General features: G+C 60.1%; 16 protein-coding genes. 10 read left to right on the forward strand and 6 right to left on the reverse strand.

Going from position 1 to position 21,162, the window contains the following annotated elements; translation table 11 throughout:
• Nucleotides 1–12 precede the first annotated feature (12 nt).
• Nucleotides 13–459 carry a universal stress protein gene (locus ATI14_RS14900; protein ID WP_016971412.1) on the reverse strand — a complete coding sequence of 149 codons (447 nt, stop codon included), beginning with the start codon at nt 457–459 and terminating at the stop codon, nt 13–15.
• Between the two features lie 105 nt (nt 460–564).
• Between ATI14_RS14900 and ATI14_RS14905 the strand changes: the two genes are divergently transcribed.
• The 7 genes from ATI14_RS14905 to ATI14_RS14940 all read left to right on the forward strand — a co-directional run bounded on the left by ATI14_RS14905 (nt 565) and on the right by ATI14_RS14940 (nt 9,075).
• Complete coding sequence (locus tag ATI14_RS14905) at nt 565–1,002, forward strand: hypothetical protein (RefSeq protein ID WP_016971413.1); 438 nt, start codon at nt 565–567, stop codon at nt 1,000–1,002.
• Nucleotides 1,003–1,497: 495 nt separating this feature from the next.
• Nucleotides 1,498–3,645 carry a fatty acid oxidation complex subunit alpha FadB gene (gene fadB / locus ATI14_RS14915; protein ID WP_016971414.1) on the forward strand — a complete coding sequence of 716 codons (2,148 nt, stop codon included), beginning with the start codon at nt 1,498–1,500 and terminating at the stop codon, nt 3,643–3,645.
• Nucleotides 3,646–3,674: 29 nt separating this feature from the next.
• Complete coding sequence (gene fadA, locus ATI14_RS14920) at nt 3,675–4,850, forward strand: acetyl-CoA C-acyltransferase FadA (protein ID WP_016971415.1); 1,176 nt, start codon at nt 3,675–3,677, stop codon at nt 4,848–4,850.
• A 97-nt stretch (nt 4,851–4,947) separates the two neighbouring features.
• Complete coding sequence (locus ATI14_RS14925) at nt 4,948–5,184, forward strand: DUF1653 domain-containing protein (protein ID WP_026083045.1); 237 nt, start codon at nt 4,948–4,950, stop codon at nt 5,182–5,184.
• Between the two features lie 114 nt (nt 5,185–5,298).
• Nucleotides 5,299–7,920: a type I DNA topoisomerase gene (gene topA, locus ATI14_RS14930; RefSeq protein ID WP_016971417.1), complete on the forward strand. Its 2,622-nt coding sequence runs from the start codon at nt 5,299–5,301 to the stop codon at nt 7,918–7,920.
• Nucleotides 7,921–8,093: 173 nt separating this feature from the next.
• Entirely contained in the window at nt 8,094–8,615 is a 522-nt protein-coding gene (locus ATI14_RS14935) for a DUF6586 family protein (protein WP_016971418.1), read from the forward strand.
• 226 nt (nt 8,616–8,841) lie between these two features.
• On the forward strand, nt 8,842–9,075 hold the full coding sequence (locus ATI14_RS14940) for a hypothetical protein (RefSeq protein ID WP_017254451.1): 234 nt from the start codon (nt 8,842–8,844) through the stop codon (nt 9,073–9,075).
• Between the two features lie 218 nt (nt 9,076–9,293).
• Here ATI14_RS14940 and sulA read toward each other — a convergent pair whose 3' ends face one another.
• Entirely contained in the window at nt 9,294–9,767 is a 474-nt protein-coding gene (gene sulA / locus ATI14_RS14945) for an SOS-induced cell division inhibitor SulA (protein WP_016971420.1), read from the reverse strand.
• A gap of 10 nt (nt 9,768–9,777) precedes the next feature.
• Nucleotides 9,778–10,386: a transcriptional repressor LexA gene (gene lexA, locus ATI14_RS14950; protein WP_003172575.1), complete on the reverse strand. Its 609-nt coding sequence runs from the start codon at nt 10,384–10,386 to the stop codon at nt 9,778–9,780.
• A gap of 263 nt (nt 10,387–10,649) precedes the next feature.
• On the opposite strand from lexA, the gene ATI14_RS14955 reads away from it, so the two are divergent.
• Both ATI14_RS14955 and nagZ read left to right on the forward strand, forming a co-directional pair.
• Nucleotides 10,650–11,357 (forward strand): TetR/AcrR family transcriptional regulator, encoded by a 708-nt coding sequence (locus tag ATI14_RS14955; RefSeq protein ID WP_016971421.1) that lies wholly within the window; start codon nt 10,650–10,652, stop codon nt 11,355–11,357.
• Between the two features lie 144 nt (nt 11,358–11,501).
• Entirely contained in the window at nt 11,502–12,512 is a 1,011-nt protein-coding gene (nagZ, locus tag ATI14_RS14960) for a beta-N-acetylhexosaminidase (protein WP_016971422.1), read from the forward strand.
• Between the two features lie 101 nt (nt 12,513–12,613).
• Here nagZ and ATI14_RS14965 read toward each other — a convergent pair whose 3' ends face one another.
• Genes ATI14_RS14965 through mfd form a run of 3 tightly spaced genes read right to left on the reverse strand, consistent with a single transcriptional unit; the run spans nt 12,614 to nt 19,341 of the window.
• On the reverse strand, nt 12,614–15,304 hold the full coding sequence (locus tag ATI14_RS14965; RefSeq protein WP_080519993.1) for a DEAD/DEAH box helicase: 2,691 nt from the start codon (nt 15,302–15,304) through the stop codon (nt 12,614–12,616).
• Between the two features lie 9 nt (nt 15,305–15,313).
• Nucleotides 15,314–15,880: a CsiV family protein gene (locus ATI14_RS14970; protein WP_016971424.1), complete on the reverse strand. Its 567-nt coding sequence runs from the start codon at nt 15,878–15,880 to the stop codon at nt 15,314–15,316.
• An 11-nt stretch (nt 15,881–15,891) separates the two neighbouring features.
• Entirely contained in the window at nt 15,892–19,341 is a 3,450-nt protein-coding gene (gene mfd / locus ATI14_RS14975; protein WP_017254792.1) for a transcription-repair coupling factor, read from the reverse strand.
• Nucleotides 19,342–19,681: 340 nt separating this feature from the next.
• Here mfd and ATI14_RS14980 point away from each other — a divergent pair, with 340 nt between their 5' ends.
• Complete coding sequence (locus ATI14_RS14980; protein ID WP_026083084.1) at nt 19,682–21,145, forward strand: glyceraldehyde-3-phosphate dehydrogenase; 1,464 nt, start codon at nt 19,682–19,684, stop codon at nt 21,143–21,145.
• The last annotated feature ends 17 nt before the right edge of the window (nt 21,146–21,162 follow it).

The following is a 21,162-nucleotide window of genomic DNA, read 5'->3' on the forward strand; positions in this document are numbered from 1 at the left end:
GCTTCATCGGTCTTACTTGCCGGCGTCTTTGACCAGCTTCACCGCCAGCACATCACACGGCGCGCCGTGCAGCACATCATTGGCAGTCGACCCCAGCAGCAACGCCAGTCCATGCCGGCCATGACTGCCCACCACGATCAGGTCGCAGTGCTGTTCCTTGGCCAGGTGGTGAATTTCCTGGCGCGGCTGGCCGTAAGTGAGGTGGGAATTCTCCTTGGTCACTTCGGGGTATTTGAGGATCAAGCGGTCCAGGCGCTCTTTGGCCTGATCGAACTGTTGTTGCTGCAATTGGGAAAGGTCCATGGGCACGTCGCCACCAAAGGCCATGGCCATGGGTTCGACGATATGCACCAGCGACAGTTTGGCGCCGCTGGCGACGGCGAAAGCGCGGGCGCGCTTGATCACTGGATCGCACTCTTCGGTCAGATCTACCGCGACCAGAATATGTTCGTATGACATGGGGCGTTCCTCCAGGGGACTGCAATAAATTCAGTATGGCTGCTTTCAAGCGGATGGGGTTGCGTCAGATCAAATCCGCTCATCTGGAAATTCGGGAGTACACATATGACGGTCTGGATAGTGGTGTCAATCCTTCTGGTGGTGCTGAGCCCTCTGGCATGGCTGCGCCCGTCGCGCCATCAGAGCGGGCGCATGGGGCTGCGGATGGAGGCGCGGCGCATCGGACTGGCCATGCAATTGGCGCCCCAGGAGTGGCCGCACTGGCTCAAACACGAGCCGCCGAGCCCGTGCGCGCAGTACTGCCGGCCACGTCGCGGCAGCTCGCCGGCCCTGTGGAGTTATTGGCAACTGGAGCCGGGCGTATGGGTCAACCAATGGCGCGAAACGTGCGTGGACGAGAAGTTGTTGCCGCATTTTGCGACGCTGCCGGCGAACGTCTACAAAGTGGAAGCCGACAAGCAAATGGTCGCCTTGTATTGGGGCGAGAAGGGCGAGGCAAGTGTGTTGCAGGACATTGATAAATTGCTCAAGGCCCTGGCGTGAGGCCTGTTGAATAAAAAAACGGCAATAAAAAGCCCGACATCATCATCGGGCTGGAGTTGGCCAGGCAGGCCGGTAAATCTGTAGTGCCCGCGTCGGGTGTTCACCCAGGCGCGTTTCGGTTGTCGCTAGCCTAGCGGCATATCCCGTTCTGTACAGCCTTTTCCCACAAGTTTTCCATTATTGATTTCGTGAATAGTTGAATATTGATGAGTCGCGGGCCTATGGTTGAGGTTCTGAAATGACTGGAAAGTCGCGTTTTTCCTAGCCTTTCGAGCGATTGACAACTGCCCGGAATTGGAAGAAGGTGGCGTACCCAAATCAAACGGGCGTATGAATTGAGCGTTTGTCTGTCGGACGTCTCATACATAACCCCGACTATCGCATTGGCGGGTGTGCCTGGCGGATTGGCATGAGCATTGACGCAAACGTCGGTGTCAGACCAGAGGCCAGCGTCCAGTGTGTACTGTTCAGCTTCCATATCGTGGAGATCAGTTGATGATTTACGAAGGTAAAGCCATCACGGTTAAGGCTCTTGAAAGTGGCATCGTCGAACTGAAATTCGACCTCAAGGGTGAGTCCGTCAACAAGTTCAACCGTCTAACCCTGAATGAATTGCGTCAGGCCGTAGACACCATCAAAGCAGATACTTCGGTCAAGGGCGTGATCGTCTCCAGCGGCAAGGACGTGTTCATCGTCGGCGCTGACATCACCGAATTCGTCGACAACTTCAAGCTGCCCGATGCAGAGCTTGTGGCCGGCAACCTCGAAGCCAACAAGATTTTCAGCGATTTCGAAGACCTCAATGTGCCAACCGTGGCTGCCATCAATGGCATCGCGCTGGGCGGCGGCCTGGAAATGTGCCTGGCCGCAGACTTCCGTGTGATGTCGGCCACCGCCAAAATCGGCCTGCCTGAAGTCAAGCTGGGCATCTACCCGGGTTTTGGCGGCACCGTACGCCTGCCGCGCCTGATCGGCGCCGACAACGCTATCGAGTGGATTGCCGCCGGTAAGGAAAACAAAGCCGAAGACGCACTGAAAGTCGGTGCCGTTGACGCTGTGGTTGCCCCGGAAAAACTGGCGGAAGCGGCACTGAACCTGATCAAGGGCGCCATCAGCGGCGAATTTGACTACAAGGCCAAGCGTCAGCCGAAGCTGGAAAAACTGAAACTCAACGCCATCGAACAAATGATGTCGTTCGAAACCGCCAAAGGTTTCGTGGCTGGCCAGGCCGGCCCGAACTACCCAGCACCGGTTGAAGCGATCAAGACCATCCAGAAAGCCGCGAACTTCGGTCGCGACAAGGCGCTGGAAGTGGAAGCGGCTGGCTTCGTCAAACTGGCGAAAACCTCCGCAGCCCAGAGCCTGATCGGCCTGTTCCTGAACGATCAGGAACTGAAGAAAAAGGCCAAGGCCTACGACGAAATCGCCAAAGACGTGAAACAGGCTGCCGTACTCGGCGCCGGGATCATGGGCGGCGGTATCGCCTACCAGTCGGCGTCCAAAGGCACGCCGATCCTGATGAAAGACATCAACGAGCACGGCATCGAGCAAGGCCTGGCCGAAGCTGCCAAGCTGCTGGTCGGCCGCGTTGATAAAGGTCGCATGACGGCTGCGAAAATGGCTGAAGTGCTTAACGGCATTCGTCCTACGCTGTCCTACGGCGATTTCGGCCACGTCGACCTGGTGGTCGAAGCGGTTGTCGAGAACCCGAAGGTCAAGCAAGCGGTACTGGCCGAAGTGGAAGCCCAGGTTAAGGAAGACACTATCCTGGCCTCCAACACCTCGACCATTTCCATCTCGCTGCTGGCCAAGGCCTTGAAGCGTCCGGAAAACTTTGTCGGCATGCACTTCTTCAACCCGGTGCACATGATGCCGCTGGTGGAAGTGATCCGCGGCGAGAAGTCCAGTGAGCAAGCCGTGGCGACCACCGTTGCCTACGCCAAGAAAATGGGCAAGAACCCGATCGTGGTCAACGACTGCCCGGGCTTCCTGGTCAACCGCGTGCTGTTCCCGTACTTCGGCGGTTTCGCCAAGCTGGTCAGTGCCGGTGTGGACTTCGTGCGCATCGACAAAGTGATGGAAAAATTCGGCTGGCCAATGGGCCCGGCGTACCTGATGGACGTGGTCGGCATCGACACCGGCCACCACGGTCGCGACGTCATGGCTGAAGGCTTCCCGGACCGCATGAAGGACGACCGCCGCTCCGCGATCGACGCGCTGTACGAGGCCAAGCGCCTGGGCCAGAAGAACGGCAAGGGTTTCTACGCCTATGAGGCCGACAAAAAGGGCAAGCAGAAGAAAGTGGCCGACCCGTCGGTGCACGAAGTGCTGGCTCCGGTCATCTACGAACAGCGTGAAGTGTCGGACGAAGACATCATCAACTGGATGATGATCGCCCTGTGCCTGGAAACCGTACGCTGCCTGGAAGACGGCATCGTTGAAACCGCCGCCGAAGCCGATATGGGCCTGGTGTACGGTATTGGTTTCCCTCCATTCCGTGGCGGTGCGCTGCGTTACATCGACTCGATCGGTGTGGCCGAGTTCGTTGCCCTGGCTGACAAATACGCTGATTTGGGCCCGCTGTACCACCCGACCGCGAAGCTGCGTGAGATGGCCAAAAATGGCCAGAGCTTCTTCGGCTAAGTGCCCAGACGACTAGAGCGAGAATATTTATGAGCTTGAATCCAAGAGACGTCGTGATTGTCGACTTCGGTCGTACTCCGATGGGCCGCTCCAAGGGCGGCATGCACCGCAACACCCGCGCTGAAGACATGTCGGCGCACCTGATCAGCAAAGTGCTTGAGCGCAACACCAAGGTCGATCCGAACGAAGTCGAGGACGTGATCTGGGGCTGCGTCAACCAGACCCTGGAGCAGGGCTGGAACATCGCGCGCATGGCGTCGCTGATGACCCAGATTCCGCACACGGCCGCTGGCCAAACCGTCAGCCGTCTGTGCGGTTCGTCGATGAGCGCGCTGCACACCGCTGCGCAAGCGATCATGACCGGTAACGGCGATGTATTCGTGGTCGGTGGCGTGGAGCACATGGGCCACGTCAGCATGATGCACGGCGTCGACCCGAACCCGCACATGTCGCTGTACGCGGCAAAAGCCTCGGGCATGATGGGCCTGACCGCGGAAATGCTCGGCAAAATGCACGGCATTACCCGCGAAGCCCAGGACGCATTCGGCCTGCGTTCCCACCAGTTGGCCCACAAGGCGACCGTGGAAGGCAAGTTCAAGGATGAAATCATCCCGATGAACGGTTACGACGAGAACGGTTTCCTGAAACTGTTCGACTACGACGAAACCATTCGTCCGGACACCACCCTGGAAAGCCTGGCGGCTCTGAAGCCAGCGTTCAATCCAAAGGGCGGCACCGTGACTGCCGGCACTTCGTCGCAAATCACCGACGGCGCCTCGTGCATGATCGTGATGTCGGCGCAGCGTGCTCAGGACCTGGGTATCCAGCCGCTGGCCGTGATCCGTTCGATGGCCGTGGCGGGTGTGGACCCGGCAATCATGGGCTATGGTCCAGTACCGGCCACACAAAAAGCCTTGAAGCGCGCGGGCTTGACCATCAACGACATCGACTTCTTCGAGCTCAACGAAGCTTTCGCGGCACAGGCTCTGCCCGTGCTGAAAGATTTGAAAGTACTCGACAAGATGAATGAGAAGGTTAACCTGCACGGCGGTGCGATTGCCCTGGGCCACCCATTCGGTTGCTCCGGTGCACGTATTTCCGGCACTCTGCTTAACGTGATGAAGCAAAATGGCGGCAACCTTGGGGTTGCAACCATGTGCATTGGTCTCGGCCAAGGCATTTCCACCGTCTTCGAACGCGTTTAAGCGTCGGGTTGACGGAAGCCGGGGCCCAGTGCCCCGGTTTTTGTTTTTTGGAATTTTTAATATTTTTTTTCAACAAAATTTGTACGAGGGCCAGAGCATGAAAGTCGAACCAGGGCTCTACCGACATTATAAGGGGCCGCAGTACCGCGTTTTTAACGTGGCGCGGCACTCGGAGACCGAAGAAGAAGTGGTGTTTTACCAAGCACTGTATGGCGATTACGGCTTTTGGGTACGCCCATTGAGCATGTTTGTGGAGACCGTCGAAGTTGACGGCGAGCAGGTCCCGCGCTTTGCTTTGGTCCAGGCCGAACCCAGTCTTTTTTCAGGGCAATAACGGCAGGCCGCGCAGAATGCTGCGCTTGACCTCACCTTGTTGCCACTATATATAGCGTTGCCGCGACAGGCGCCAACTGCCTTTCACTTCTCGAATTCAGGAATTTTCCGATCCATGGGCAAATCGCTGGTCATTGTGGAATCCCCGGCTAAGGCCAAGACCATCAACAAGTACTTGGGCAACGAGTACGTGGTGAAGTCGAGTATCGGCCATATCCGAGACCTGCCCACCAGCGGTTCGGCTAGCGCCAGCAAGGAGCCAGCCGCCAAGCGCGGCAAGGCGGCTGCGGGCGAGGGTCCGGTGCTCACCCCTAAAGAGAAAGCGCGCAAGCAGCTGGTCTCGCGCATGGGTGTGGACCCGGATCATGGCTGGAAGGCCAAGTACGAAATCCTTCCAGGCAAGGAAAAGGTCATCGAAGAGCTGCGCCGGCTCGCCAAGGATGCCGACACCATCTATCTCGCAACGGACTTGGACCGCGAAGGGGAAGCCATTGCCTGGCACCTGCGGGAAGCCATCGGCGGTGATGACAGCCGCTACAAGCGCGTGGTGTTCAACGAAATCACCAAGAAAGCCATCCAGGAAGCCTTCTCCAAGCCGGGCGAGCTGGATATCGACCGTGTCAACGCCCAACAGGCTCGTCGTTTCCTCGACCGCGTTGTGGGTTACATGGTTTCGCCATTGCTGTGGGCGAAGATCGCCCGTGGGTTGTCCGCTGGCCGTGTGCAATCGGTTGCGGTAAAGCTGGTGGTGGAGCGTGAGCGCGAGATTCGTGCGTTCATCCCCGAAGAGTACTGGGAAGTCCACGTCGACCTCGGCACCGCCAAGGGCGCCAACGTGCGCTTTGAAGTGGCCCGCGAAAAAGGCGAGGCCTTCAAGCCGCTGAACGAAGCTCAGGCCATGGCTGCGCTGGAAAAGCTCAAGGCGTCCAGCTACAGCATCGTCAAGCGTGAAGACAAACCGACCAGCAGCAAGCCGTCGGCGCCGTTCATTACCTCCACCCTGCAGCAGGCCGCGAGTAACCGCCTGGGCTTTGGTGTGAAGAAAACCATGATGATGGCCCAGCGTTTGTACGAAGCTGGCTACATCACGTATATGCGTACTGACTCCACCAACCTGTCGGTGGACGCGGTCGCGATGGCGCGCACTTATATTGAAGGCGAGTTCGGCAAGAAGTACCTGCCGGAGAGTCCGAACGTCTACAGCAGCAAGGAAGGCGCACAAGAGGCTCACGAAGCGATTCGTCCCTCTGACGCCAACACCACGCCTGCCAAGCTGAGCGGCATGGAGCGTGACGCTGAGCGCCTCTACGAGCTGATCTGGCGCCAGTTCCTGGCCTGCCAGATGCTGCCGGCGCAATACCTGTCCACTACCGTGAGCGTGGGTGCTGGCGACTTCGAGCTGCGTGCCAAGGGCCGTATCCTCAAGTTCGACGGCTACACCCGCGTGATGCCGCAAATCGCCAAGCCGGGTGATGACGACGTGCTGCCGGACATGGCCCAGGGCGACACGCTGAAGCTGATCAAGCTCGATCCGTCCCAGCACTTCACCAAGCCGCCGGCGCGTTATTCGGAAGCCAGCCTGGTCAAAGAGATGGAAAAACGCGGCATTGGTCGTCCTTCGACCTACGCGGCGATCATCTCGACCATTCAGGACCGTGGCTACGTAGCGCTGCACAACCGTCGTTTCTACTCGGAAAAGATGGGCGATATCGTGACCGAGCGTCTGTCCGAGAGCTTCTCCAACCTCATGGACTACGGCTTCACCGCCGGCATGGAAGAGAACCTCGATGACGTGGCCCAGGGCGAACGCGACTGGAAAAATGTGCTGGACGAGTTCTACGGCGACTTCAAAAAGAAACTCGAAGTGGCCGAAAGCCCTGACAGCGGCATGCGCGCCAACCAGCCGGTGATGACTGACATCCCGTGCCAGACCTGCGGCCGCCCGATGCAGATTCGTACGGCATCCACCGGTGTGTTCCTGGGTTGCTCGGGTTACAGCCTGCCGCCCAAAGAGCGCTGCAAGGCCACCGTCAACCTGGTGCCGGGCGATGAAATCGCCGCTGACGACGAGGGTGAGTCCGAGTCGCTGGTACTGCGTGGCAAGCACCGCTGCCCGATCTGCAGTACGGCGATGGACGCCTACCTGCTGGACGAGAAGCACAAGCTGCACATCTGCGGTAACAACCCGGATTGCAATGGCTACGAGATCGAAGAGGGTACTTACCGCATCAAGGGCTACGAAGGTCCGAGCCTGGAGTGCGACAAGTGCGGCAGCGAGATGCAACTCAAGACCGGCCGCTTCGGCAAGTTCTTCGGCTGCACCAACCCGACCTGCAAAAACACGCGCAAACTGCTGAAAAGCGGTGACGCGGCGCCGCCGAAGATGGACCCGGTGAAGATGCCTGAGCTCAAGTGTGAGAAGGTCAACGACACCTACATCCTGCGTGACGGCGCTTCGGGCCTGTTCCTGGCGGCCAGCCAGTTCCCGAAAAACCGCGAGACCCGCGCTCCGCTGGTGCTGGAGATCGTGCCGCACAAGGACGAAATTGATCCGAAGTACCACTTTCTGTGTGAAGCGCCGAAGAAGGATCCCGACGGTCGCCCGGCCGTGATCCGCTACAGCCGCAAAACCAAGGAGCAGTACGTTCAGACCGAAGTGGACGGCAAGCCTACCGGCTGGAAAGCGTTCTACGACGGCGGCAAGTGGAAGGTCGAGGACAAGCGCCAGGGCGCTTGATCGGTTAATCTGCCCATCAGGTAAGAGCGGGCTTGCTGTGGCGAGGGAGCTTGCTCCCGCTGGACTGCGCAGCAGGCCCAACTTTTCAGGGCGCTTCGCAACCGGGCGAGAGCAAGCGCCCTCGCCACATTACACAGCCAGCATCACGCTTTTTCGTTGCGGAGACTGCCGTTATGGCCAACGAACTCTATACCCGTACCAATCAAAAAATTTACTTCGCGGGTTTGTCCCTGGAAGCCCTTGGCCGTGCCGAGGAAGGGAAAGAGATGAACGCCATCGCGCTGGTCCAGGCGGGGCGTGAGGCGGCGTTGTTCCATCTATACGGTGCCTTGTTGGGCTTGTGTCATGAGATTGCCGGGTTCTACCGCCTGCCCCAGGCCGGTTCGCCCCGTGCAGAAATGATCATGACCCGCGAAGTGCTGGAAGCCATGGCCATTCCCGAACTGGCTGAGCTGGTAGAAATGGCTCAGAGCCCTGATAGCTGGGTGGCGCGCTTGCTCAAGGCCCACGCCGACATGTTTCAGCCGCCGCGTATTCCTCATGTGCCAAAGGGTGATGTGACCCAGCCGCTGATCGTGGCCGTTGCGCTGGAAGAGGACGAACCCAAGCCGCTGAGCCGCGAAGAACTTGAGAGTTGGCGTCAGGAGCTGAAGAAGATGGCGCTGCGCTTTCGTGAAGGTTTGAACGAGTGCTGAGAGGTTTGCACTGAAAAAAAGTGGGAGCTGGCTTGCCTGCGATAGCATCGCCTCGATTTTGACTGAAAGACCGAAGTGTCTGCATCGCAGGCAAGCCAGCTTCCACAGTGACAAGTGCGTTCCCGAGACCACCATTCATCAAGCCGTAAAGAAACCTGTTCAGATCCCACGCGATGCCGGGTGGATGACTGATATAATCCCGGCCTTTCGTGGAGAACAGACTTTTATGCCAACGTCCTTTCTGGAAATTGTTGAACTGCCTGACGGCCGAATCGAGCTGCGCCGGGCTGAGGACGAGGGTTCTCTGGTTATTCTGGATTTTTCAGAAGACGCAAAAGCGTTTCTGCAAGGCCAGCACGTTGAAGTGGCGAAAGCCATGTTGAGCGTCGGTGTGCAGATGGCGGGTCGTCTGGCTGAAGGTGAGCCGGAGAAGGAAGATGGGCCGCGGGTGCTTCACTGAGACCCGAAGGCGGCCATTGTGGTTAAGGTGGCCTCTGTGGTGAGCGATTTTTTTTGCGGCGAGCGAGCTTGCTCGCGCTGGGCTGCGAAGCGGCCCTGAATGGATTGATACGGTATCTCAGGCATTCCACGGTGCCTGGTTTTGGGGCTGCTTCGCAGCCCAGCGCGAGCAAGCTCGCTCGCCACAATAAGCTCGCCTGCTACAAGCCAGCCTGTGTTTTATCCCAATCGAATATTCAAACTCTGTGCATCGCCCACGCGTGCGGCAGTGATCAACTGCTGCTTGGCGCTCGCATTCAACGGGCTCAGCCAACTCACTACCGTATGGCTGCGGCCCAGGCGCAGCGCCTCACAGGTCAACTGCTGAGCGCTTTGCGTACCGCGCGGCTGCAGCAACAGGATGCGTTCACGGTTGAGGCCTGCGTCCCGCAGCCAGGCCTGTGTCAGGCTGGCAGGCGGGGCGATCAGTGTGAGCCAGCGCGCATCCTGCTCTTCGCTCAGTTCGCGCAGGATCGGGGCCAGCAGGCTCAGGCAACTTCCTGCTGCACCGCGCAACGACAGCTCGCTGAACGCCTCAGGCTCGGCGCACCAGGGCGCTTCGACCGTTTCCTTGAGGATGGGCGCAAGGGGTTGGGCCATAAAGGCCTCAAACAGCGATAGTTGTGCCTGTTGCGGGGTGTGCATGAATTGCATGGTGCCTCCTCTAGCGGCGAATGACGCCGACACTCAGGCCTTCTATCACCAGGTCCTGATCTTTCAGGTTCACTTCAATCGGGGCGAACTCAGGGTTCTCGGCCAACAGCCAGACCTTGCTGCCTTCGCGCTTGAAACGTTTGACGGTGACTTCATCGCCAATACGCGCGACGACGATCTGGCCGTTGCGGGCTTCGCGTGTGGTATGGACGGCCAGCAGGTCGCCGTCGAAAATGCCCACGTCCTTCATGCTCATGCCGTGAACGCGCAACAGGTAGTCGGCGCGGGGATGAAAAAAGGTCGGGTTGATGTTGCAGGATTCTTCGACGTGCTGTTGCGCCAGAATGGGCGCACCCGCAGCGACGCGGCCGATGATCGGCAGGGTCGATTCGTCTGCCTTGGCTTCAAAGCCGGGAATGCGAATGCCGCGTGAGGCACCCGGGGTCATCTCGATCGCACCTTTGCGGGCGAGGGCCTTGAGGTGTTCTTCGGCAGCGTTGGGGGACTTGAACCCCAGTTCCAGCGCAATTTCCGCTCGTGTCGGCGGGTAGCCGTTGTCATCGAGGCAGCGCTTGATAAAAGCCAGAATCTCAGCTTGGCGTGGCGTCAGTTTTAGCATGTTGATCGCTCTGTCTTTTTATACAGTGACTGGGATTATATACAGTGGACTGTACTTGGCAATCATCCTTTTCAGTCACTCCGCTGGACGGTCATTCGTCACCTCTCCTACAAGGCAGAGACAGCGCTGCCTACAGACCGATACGGATGTGATTAAATAGCGATGAAATAGATGACTGCCCAGCCGGAAAACGGACCCGCAGGCTTGACAAGACATACTCTGAAACGTATGTTTCAAACAAGTGTTTGTCAGGCGGAGTAGCCATGGCCCAGTCGGAAACCGTTGAACGCATTCTCGATGCTGCCGAGCAGTTGTTCGCGGAAAAAGGATTTGCTGAAACTTCATTGCGCCTGATCACCAGCAAGGCTGGGGTCAATCTGGCGGCGGTGAACTACCATTTCGGTTCGAAAAAAGCCTTGATCCAGGCGGTGTTCTCACGCTTCCTCGGGCCGTTCTGCGCCAGTCTCGACCGTGAGCTGGAGCGCCGCCAGACCAAACCCGAACACAAACCAAGCCTGGAAGAGTTGCTGGAAATCCTCGTCGAGCAAGCCCTGGTGGTGCAACCGCGCAGTGGCAACGACCTGTCGATCTTCATGCGCTTGCTTGGCCTGGCGTTCAGCCAAAGCCAGGGTCACCTGCGTCGTTATCTGGAAGATATGTACGGCAAGGTTTTCCGTCGTTACATGCTGCTGGTCAACGAAGCCGCGCCACGCATTCCTCCCATCGAGTTGTTCTGGCGCGTGCATTTCATGCTCGGCGCCGCCGCGTTCAGCATGTCCGGCATCAAAGCGTTGCGCGCCATCGCCGAGACCGATTTCGGCGTGAACACTTCGATTGAGCAGGTGATGCGCCTGATGGTGCCGTTCCTCGCCGCGGGCATGCGCGCCGAAACCGGCGTGACCGACCAGACCATGGCGGCCGCCCAGTTGCGCCCGCGCAGCAAATCCGTGCCGGCTGTCGCCAAGGCGTGACCGTCCCGGGTGTGCGCGGCCGCTTGCATCCGCTAAGCTAGCCGCCATGCCGATTTCAGCTATTTATTCACAACCCGCTGCACTCACTGCGCCTGTCGCGCAGCATGAGTGCCGCGGGTTGTGTGCGTTCTATAAGGAAGGTTTATGACTGCTGCCCTGCAAGGTTCTTTGATGGTCGACGTGGCCGGTACCTGGCTCACAGCCGAGGATCGCCACCTGTTGCGCCAACCGGAAGTGGGTGGCCTGATCATTTTTGCACGCAATATCGAGCATCCACGTCAGGTGCGTGAGTTGAGTGCGGCGATTCGTGCGGTGCGCCCCGACCTGCTGCTGGCCGTCGATCAGGAAGGCGGTCGCGTGCAGCGCCTGCGTCAGGGTTTCGTGCGCCTGCCAGCCATGCGCGCATTGGCAGATAACCCCAATGCCGAATACCTGGCCGAGCAGTGCGGCTGGATCATGGCCACTGAAGTGCTGGCCGTCGGCCTCGACCTCAGTTTCGCCCCGGTGCTGGATCTGGACTACCAGCGCAGCGCCGTGGTCGGCACCCGCTCCTTCGAAGGCGACCCCGAGCGCGCCGCAGTGCTGGCGGGTGCCTTCATCCGTGGCATGAACAGCGCCGGTATGGCGGCCACCGGCAAGCACTTCCCGGGCCACGGTTGGGCCGAGGCGGATTCCCACGTCGCCATTCCCACTGACGAGCGCAGCCTGGAACAGATTCGCACCCATGACCTGGTGCCTTTCGCACGCCTGAGCCAGCAATTGGCGGCGGTGATGCCTGCCCACGTGATTTACCCGCAAGTGGATGCCCAGCCTGCGGGTTTTTCGCGCCGCTGGTTGCAGGACATTCTGCGCGGCGAGTTGCAGTTTGACGGGGTGATTTTCAGTGACGACTTGTCGATGGCAGGTGCCCATGTGGTCGGCGACGCGGCCAGCCGAATTGAAGCTGCGCTGACGGCGGGGTGCGACATGGGGTTGGTGTGCAACGATCGCGCAGCGGCGGAGCTGGCATTGAGCGCGGCGCAGCGGATGAAGGTTACGCCGTCGGCGCGGATTGCGCGGATGAGGGGGCAGGCGATTGCGTCCACGGACTACAAACAGAACCCACGGTGGTTGGCGGCGCTGACGGCGTTGCGGGATGCTCAGTTGATCGACTGAAGACCGGGTTGCGGCCATCGCAGGCGAGCCAGCTCCCACACTTGAATGTGTTCACAAATCAACATGTGGGAGCTGGCTTGCCTGCGATGGCGGTCTGACCGTCAGCGCTTCTCTTGCTTATTGGGCAACGGCGCAAACAGCGCCTCGATATCCTCGTTGCCCAACTGCCAATCCCCCGTCGTACGCCCATCCAACACGCCCGCCGCCAAGTCGGACTTTTCCTTCTGCAGGTGCTGGATTTTCTCCTCGACCGTGCCCCGGGCAATCATCTTGTAGACAAACACCGGCTTCTCCTGGCCAATACGATAAGCCCGGTCGGTGGCCTGGTTTTCCGTGGCCGGGTTCCACCAGGGGTCGTAGTGGATCACCGTGTCAGCCTCGGTCAGGTTCAATCCGACGCCACCGGCCTTCAAACTGATCAGAAAAATCTGCAGCTTGCCGCTCTGGAAATCCTTCACCGGGGTGCGCCGGTCGCGGGTCTGGCCGGTCAACAAGGCGTAGGCGACGCCGCGTTTTTTCAGCTCGATTTCAATCAGGCTCAGCATCGAGGTGAACTGGGAAAACAGCAAAATCCGCCGACCTTCCGCGAACAGCTCTTCCAGCATTTCCATCAGGCTGTCGAGCTTGCCCGAGCTGCTGCCACGGGCGGGCAGGGTGGCGTCGTTGACCAGGCGCAAATCGCAGCACACCTGGCGCAGTTTCAGCAGCGCTTCAAGAATGATGATCTGGCTGCGCGCCACGCCTTTGCGGGTGATTTCGTCGCGTACTTTTTTGTCCATGGCCAGGCGCATGGTTTCGTACACATCGCGCTGAGCTTCGTTGAGGTCAACCCAATGGATAATTTCGGTCTTGGGCGGCAGCTCGGTGGCCACCTGTTCCTTGGTGCGGCGCAGCAGGAAGGGTTTTATCCGACCGTTGAGGTGTTGCAATCGCACATCGCTGGCGCGCTTTTCGATGGGCACGCGGTAGTCCCGGTTGAAGCTTTTAACGTCACCCAGCCAGCCCGGCAGCAGAAAGTGGAACAGCGACCACAGCTCCCCAAGATGATTTTCCAGCGGTGTGCCGCTCAGGCACAGACGTTGACGAGCATTCAGCTCACGCGCAGCCTGTGCCGCTTTGCTGGACGGGTTCTTGATGTACTGGGCCTCGTCGAGAATCAGTACATGCAAGGGCAGGGCGGCAAGCTGTTCGATGTCCTTGGGCAGTAACGCGTAGGTGGTCAACAGCAGGTCGTAGTTCTGCAGATTCGGGAAATGTTTCTTGCGCGTTGCGCCGTACAGCGCCAGCACCTTGAGTTGCGGCGTGAAGTGCGCCGCCTCATCGAGCCAGTTGGGGATCAGGCTGGTGGGCATTACGACCATGCAGGGTCGATCCAGGCGCCCGGCTGTTTTCTCGCTGAGAATATGCGCCAGGGTCTGTAGCGTTTTGCCCAGGCCCATGTCATCCGCAAGTATGCCGCCGACGTCCAGTTGGCGCAGCGACTGCATCCAGCTCAAGCCTTCCAGCTGGTAGGGGCGCAACGTCGCGTTCAAGCCTTCAGGCGCTACGCAGGTGAAATCCTTGATGTCCCGCAGGCGCTGGGCAAAGTTGCGGATCTTCTCGCCGCCTTCCCATTGCAGCGGCAGGTCTTCCAGCGGGTTCAGGCGAATCGCATCGGCCTTGGCCAGGCGCAGCGCAGTGGCGCCGGTTTCCTGCAGGTAAAACTCGCCGAGGGTGGCCAGAACAGGTTTAAGCCGGCCGTAGGGCAACGCCACTTGGATCGGGCCGTGGCCATTGGGCAGGCCCGGAATATTCACCAGGATCAGCTCATGATCCCGACGCCGCGCGAGCTTTTCGGGGTTGAGAATCTCGGTATGGGAGCGCATCAGGTTCAACAGGATCGGCAGCAGGCTCAGGCGCTGGCCGTTGACGATAATTCCCAGCTCCAGATCGAACCAGTCACGCTCCGGGCCTTCATCGACGGTGGCGTACCAGTCATCGACGGCGCTCAGGTCAAAGCCGAAATCATCATCGATCAGCAACTCCCAGCCCTCGGCACGCAACGTCGGGGTGGCATTGAGGGTGAACGTCAGCCAGGCGCTGTCATTGACCATCTCGAACAGCTCGCCGGCACTTTCGGGCAGCGCCTTGCTCTGGCGGGTGGCGATCTTGAAACCCAGCAACCGCAGTTGCTCGCGATAGCGTTGTTCTACCTCGGGATGACGCTTGATGCGCAGGCTGCGGGTTTCCTGACGCACGATGATGTCGGCATTTTTCTGGCCGCTGACATAGTTGCCCAGGTAATTGAACGACAGCGCCGCGCGGTGCTGGATATAGAGCTGCATCTTGCCGTTGCGCGGCTCGAACGCGCTGAACTCGACGCTGGCCATCCACAGGCGCGGCACGGGCAGCACGTCCTCCATCAGCACTTGCGGCAGTACCACACGGTTATCCAGCACGGCCTGGAGCTTTTCCAGCAGCTCGGCATCCTGGGCAGCGGCCGGGTAGGCCAGGGTTTCCTGAACCTTGAGCAGCACCGCCGCAATGTGTTTGCAGTTGGTGTGCACCGGGCAGGTACAGCGGCTGTCCACCAGAATCAGCGTGCCCTTGGCTGACTCGCGCAACGAGATGGTTTGCCGATAGACGTTGCCGCCCGAACCTTCGCAACTGGCGATGATGGTGCTGTCACCGGACTCGACGATGCGCACGCGGTTTTCCAGGGCGTAACGCCGCCCGCGCTCAAGGCTTTGCTCTTTGAAGCGGTTGGCCCACGAGGGGGCCAGGGGTTTGGTCAACGGCGACGTCAGGGGCATGGCGCTGGATCAGTCCTGAATGTCGGGCGGTGGAGCGCTGGGTGGCTTGGCGGTCAGCGAAGTGATCTTGATCAGCAACGCGAGGTGGCCGCCGTCCAGGTAATTGAGCTGGTTGTTCTTGGTGCGCACGTCGGTCTGGTTCAGGTGCTCGCTGGCCACCACGCTGCCGTTGCTGTCGAACTGGTTGATCCAGAAGTCAGCGTCGATGTCGGTGAAGCGGCCCAATTGCAGGTTCAACACGCCTTCGATGGGGAACTGGCCGAATTGCTCCTGTCCGTCCGTGATGGCGATTTTCACCGGCTGCTCGCCCAGGTTTTGCTCCCAGGCCTTGTGCGCCAGCACCGTGTAGCTGTTGTCGGCGCGCAGCTTGTCGACGATGTTGGACAGGCGCGGCGGGCTCAGTTTGTCGCCCAGACGTTGAGCTCCCGCATCCCAGTTTTCCGGCGCGGGCCGGCTGTTGATCACCGGCTCCGCATTCTGGCGTACCAGGATCATTTCCACCTGGTACGGGCTGTCGGCGAACGCCGCAGGTGCCACGACCACCAACAACAAGCTCAGAGTGCGGAACAGGCGCATGGGGGCGTCCTTCAAGCGGATTTCGGGATGAGGCGCTCAAACAGCGCCTCCAGGGTATTAAAGCGTTCTTCGGCACGTTCCATCGGCACCATGAATTTGAACAGCGTAGCCCCTTCAAACTTATAGCGGTTGGGCTGGCCCTGAATCAGCTTGATCAGTACCAGAGGGTCCACCGGCGTTTGCGCTTCGAACTCAATGCGCCCGCCCTGCGGCCCGGCGTCGACCTTCTTGATACCCAGCTGCTCGGCCTGCAATTTAAGCAGGGTCAGGCGCACCAGGTTTTTGGTCGGTTCCGGCAACAGGCCGAAGCGGTCGATCATTTCCACCTGCAAGTCTTTCAAGCCTTCTTCGTCGGTGGCCGAGGCGATGCGCTTGTACAGGATCAGCCGCGCGTGCACGTCGGGCAGGTAGTCTTCGGGAATCAGCGCCGGCAAACGCAGGTTGATTTCCGGGCCACCGCCCAGCGGCTGGTCGAGGTTCGGTTGCTCGCCTTTGCGGATGGCTTTCACCGCGCGCTCAAGCATCTCCATATAAAGGGTGAAACCGACCGCCTGGATTTGCCCGCTCTGGCCGTCGCCCAGCAACTCCCCGGCGCCACGGATTTCCAGGTCGTTGGTGGCCAATACAAATCCGGCACCGAGGTCCTGGGTGTTGGCGATGGCTTCCAGGCGTTTCTCGGCGTCGCCGGTGATTTGCTGACGCGGCGGCGTGAGCAGGTAGGCGTAGGCCTGGTGGTGACTGCGGCCAACCCGGCCACGCAGCTGGTGCAACTGGGCCAGGCCGAATTTGTCGGCGCGCTCGATGATGATGGTGTTGGCGCTCGGCACGTCGATGCCGGTTTCGATGATGGTCGAGGCAATCAGCACGTTGAAACGCTTGTGATAGAAGTCGCTCATCACCTGTTCGAGTTCGCGCTCGCGCATTTGCCCATGACCGATGGCGATACGCGCCTCCGGCACCAGCTCGGCGAGGTCAGCGGCACATTTTTCGATGGTTTTCACGTCGTTGTGCAGGTAGTACACCTGCCCGCCGCGCAGCAATTCGCGCAGCAGCGCTTCCTTGACCGTGCTTTTGTTCTGCTCCATCACGAAGGTGCGCACCGACAGGCGGCGTGCGGGCGGCGTGGCAATGATCGACAGGTCGCGCATGCCCGACACCGCCATGTTCAGCGTGCGCGGAATCGGCGTGGCGGTCAGGGTGAGGATGTCGACTTCGCTGCGCAAGGCCTTGAGCTGTTCTTTCTGGCGCACGCCGAAACGGTGTTCTTCGTCGATGATCACCAGGCCCAGGTTCTTGATCTTCACGTCATCGGACAGCAGCTTGTGCGTGCCGATCACGATGTCGATCTTGCCTTCGGCCAAGTCGGCGACGGCGGCGTTCACTTCCTTGGCGGACTTGAAGCGGCTCATCACTTCCACGGTCACCGGCCAGTCGGCAAAGCGGTCGCGGAAGCTGTTGTAATGCTGCTGGGCGAGCAGGGTGGTGGGCACCAGAATCGCCACTTGCTTGCCACCGTGTACCGCGATGAAGGCGGCGCGCATGGCCACCTCGGTCTTGCCGAAGCCCACGTCGCCGCACACCAGGCGGTCCATCGGCTTGGGCGCGAGCATGTCGGCGCGCACCGCTTCGATGGTGGTTTGCTGATCCGGGGTTTCTTCGAAGGCGAAACCGGCGCTGAAGGTGGCGTAATCGGCTTTCGGGTCGGCGAACGCGTAGCCCTCGCGCGCAGCGCGGCGGGCATAGATGTCGAGCAACTCGGCGGCCACGTCGCGCACCTGTTCGGCGGCTTTGCGCTTGGCTTTCTGCCAGGTTTCGGAGCCCAGGCGGTGCAACGGCGCCAGGGCGTCGTCGCTGCCGGTGTAGCGCGCGATCAAGTGCAGGTTGGCCACCGGCACGTAGAGCTTGGCGCCCTCGGCGTATTCCATGGTGAGGAATTCGGCGGCCTGGTTATCGATCTCCAGGGTTTGCAGACCGAGGTAGCGGCCCACGCCGTGGTCGATATGCACCACCGGCGCGCCTTCGCGCAGCTCGGTGAGGTTCTTGATCACTGCGTCGTTGTTGGCATCGGCACGTTTTTCACGGCGCCGGCGCTGCATCACGCGCTGGCCGAACAGCGGGCTCTCGGCAATCAGTGCCAGAGCCGGGTCGTCCAGCAGCAGGCCTTCATCCAGTGGCGCGATGGTGATCGCCAGGCGGTCCTTGCTCGCGACAAAATCCGGCCAGCTGTCGACGGTTTTCGGGCGCAGCTTCAGGCGTTCCAGCAGTTCCAGCAGCACTTCACGGCGGCCGGCGGATTCGGCGGTGAACAGCACACGGCCGGGGAAGTCGCCGAGGAAATTCGACAGCGCTTCCAGTGGCTGGTTGGCCTTGGCCTGAATCGCCAGGTCCGGCAGCGTTTGCGCGGGAAAGCGCTCGCGCCCGGCACCGCTTTCCACGTCCTGCTGGCTGGCGACCACACGCGGCCAGCTTTTGAGGCGCGCAAAGCAGTCTTCCACCGGCAGGAACAGCTCGGCGGGCGGCAACAAAGGACGGGACGGATCGACGCGGCGCTCTTCATAGCGGTTGCGCACGTCGTTCCAGAAGTTTTCCGCCGCCTGCTCAATGCCCGGCAGCGAGAACACCTGGGTGTCCTGGGGCAGGTAATCGAACAGCGTGGACGTTTCATCAAAGAACAGCGGCAAGTAGTACTCGATACCGGCCGGTGTAATCCCGCTGCTTAAATCCTGAAAGATCGGGCAGCGGCGGAAGTCCACGTCAAAGCGTTCACGAAAGCGCGCCTTGAAGCGCGTGACGGCGTCTTTTTGCAGCGGGAACTCGCGCGCGGGCAACAGCTTGACCGACTCCACTTTATCGATGGAGCGCTGGTTCTCCGGGTCGAAGGTGCGCAGTGTTTCAATTTCGTCATCGAACAGGTCGATGCGGTAGGGCAATTTACTGCCCATCGGGAACAGGTCGATCAAGGCGCCACGGACGGCGAATTCACCGTGTTCGTACACCGTGTCGACGCAGCGGTAGCCGCTGGCTTCCAGGCGTGTGCGCATGTGCTCGACGTCGAGCTTCTGGCCGACGTCCAGCACCAGGCTGCTGCCGAGCAGGAACTTGGTCGGCGCCAGGCGATGCAGCGCGGTGGTGATCGGCACCACCAGCACGCCGTGCGCCAGTTCCGGCAGGCGGTACAGGCTGGCGATGCGCTGGGAAATGATGTCCTGATGCGGCGAGAACAGGTCGTAGGGCAGGGTTTCCCAGTCGGGGAAATGCAGCACCGGCAAATCCGGGGCGAAGAAGCTCAGCTCCTGCTCCAGCCGCTCGGCGCTCTGGCTGTCGGCGGTGAGCAGCAGGGTAAAGCGCTTGGCTGCGCTGGCAGCCTCGGCAATGGCCAGGCTCAGGGCGGCACCGGGCAGGTTGCCCCAGTGCTGTTTACCTGCCGCGGCAGGGAGAAGCGGTAGACGCAGAACGGGCACGGAAGGTTGAGCTCCAAGCGTTGCGACAAAGTCGGTAATTGTAACGGTCCCGGACGCCGTCTGTCAGTTGCTGACTGAGCCTATTACGGTTTGCAGGAAATGTAGTGGCTAAGACAAACAATGGCCGGTTTTGACTCAATATGTAGTGTCAAAAACCACGAGGTTTTCGGAGGGTTACGGACAAGTTGCCCTGTGCGCCAATTCGGCGACCCTCTGGAAGCCGCGTATTTACTGGCTTGCAGCGGGGTGTCAATTTTTCGCAAGCACTTTTTGTTGGCTGGGGCGCATTGCTCCGAAGGCAGTCGGGCGGCATAATGTAGCCCCTTTTTTCTGCCCCTACATGTGGAAGGTTCCCGTGACTCAGAAGCCCGACCAGTGTCTTGGTGAATGGATCGACCGTGAAGCACTCGCTGAAGCGATGATTCCGCTTATCGGTCAGCTGTACCGCAATAACAATGTGGTGAGCTCGATCTATGGCCGCAGCCTGATCAACCAGTCTGTCATCGCGATTCTCAAAGCGCATCGCTTTGCGCGTCACCGTTCTGCCGACGACAGCGAACTCTCCGTCCACGAAACATTCCCGCTGCTCAAAGCCATGAGCGAGCTAAAGCTCGGCGCGGCTTCGGTAGACCTGGGCAAGCTGGCCTACAAATTCCGCAACGAAGGCAACGGCCGCAGCGCCGAGCAGTTCGTGCGTGAAGAGATGGCCGATGTGGTGGGTCAGCAAAACGCTGCCGCCCGCAAAGGCACTGACGTTGTGCTGTACGGTTTCGGTCGTATCGGCCGTCTGCTGGCGCGCATCCTGGTTGAAAAAACCGGCGGCGGCGACGGCCTGCGTCTGCGCGCCATCGTGGTACGCAAAGGCGCCGAGAACGACCTGACCAAGCGCGCCAGCCTGCTGCGTCGCGACTCGGTACACGGTCCGTTCAACGGCACCATCGTCATCGACGAAGAAAACAACACCATCACCGCCAACGGTAACCTGATTCAGGTGATCTACGCGAAGAACCCGTCCGAGGTGGATTACACCCAGTACGGCATCAAGGACGCCCTACTGGTGGACAACACCGGCGTGTGGCGTGACGCCGAGGGCCTGGGCCAGCACCTGGCCTGCCCGGGTATCGACCGCGTTGTCCTGACCGCACCGGGCAAGGGCAAGCTGAAAAACATCGTCCACGGCATCAACCATGCCGAAATCACCGCTGACGACAAGATCGTGTCCGCCGCTTCCTGCACCACCAACGCCATCGTGCCGGTGCTGAAAGCTGTAAATGACAAGTTCGGTATCGTTAACGGCCATGTTGAGACCGTTCACTCGTACACCAACGACCAGAACCTGATCGACAACTTCCACAAAGGCGATCGCCGTGGCCGCAGCGCCGCGCTGAACATGGTAATCACTGAAACCGGTGCTGCCACCGCTGCGGCCAAGGCCCTGCCTGAGCTGGCCGGCAAGCTGACCGGTAACGCGATCCGCGTTCCGACGCCTAACGTGTCGATGGCCATTCTCAACCTGAACCTTGAGAAAGCCGCCACCCGTGAAGAGATGAACGAGTACCTGCGCTACATGGCGCTGCACTCCGATCTGCACAAGCAAATCGACTTCGTCAACTCGCAGGAAGTGGTCTCCACCGACTTCGTGGGCTCGCGCCACGCCGGTGTGGTGGACGCCGAGGCGACCATCACCCAGGACAACCGCGTTGTGCTGTACGTGTGGTACGACAACGAGTTCGGTTACAGCTGCCAGGTGGTTCGCGTGATGGAAGACATGGCTGGGGTCAACCCGCCATCTTTCCCGCGCTAAGCCTTAGCGCTGAATGA

Source organism: Pseudomonas tolaasii NCPPB 2192, from assembly GCF_002813445.1.
GTDB lineage: Bacteria > Pseudomonadota > Gammaproteobacteria > Pseudomonadales > Pseudomonadaceae > Aquipseudomonas > Aquipseudomonas tolaasii.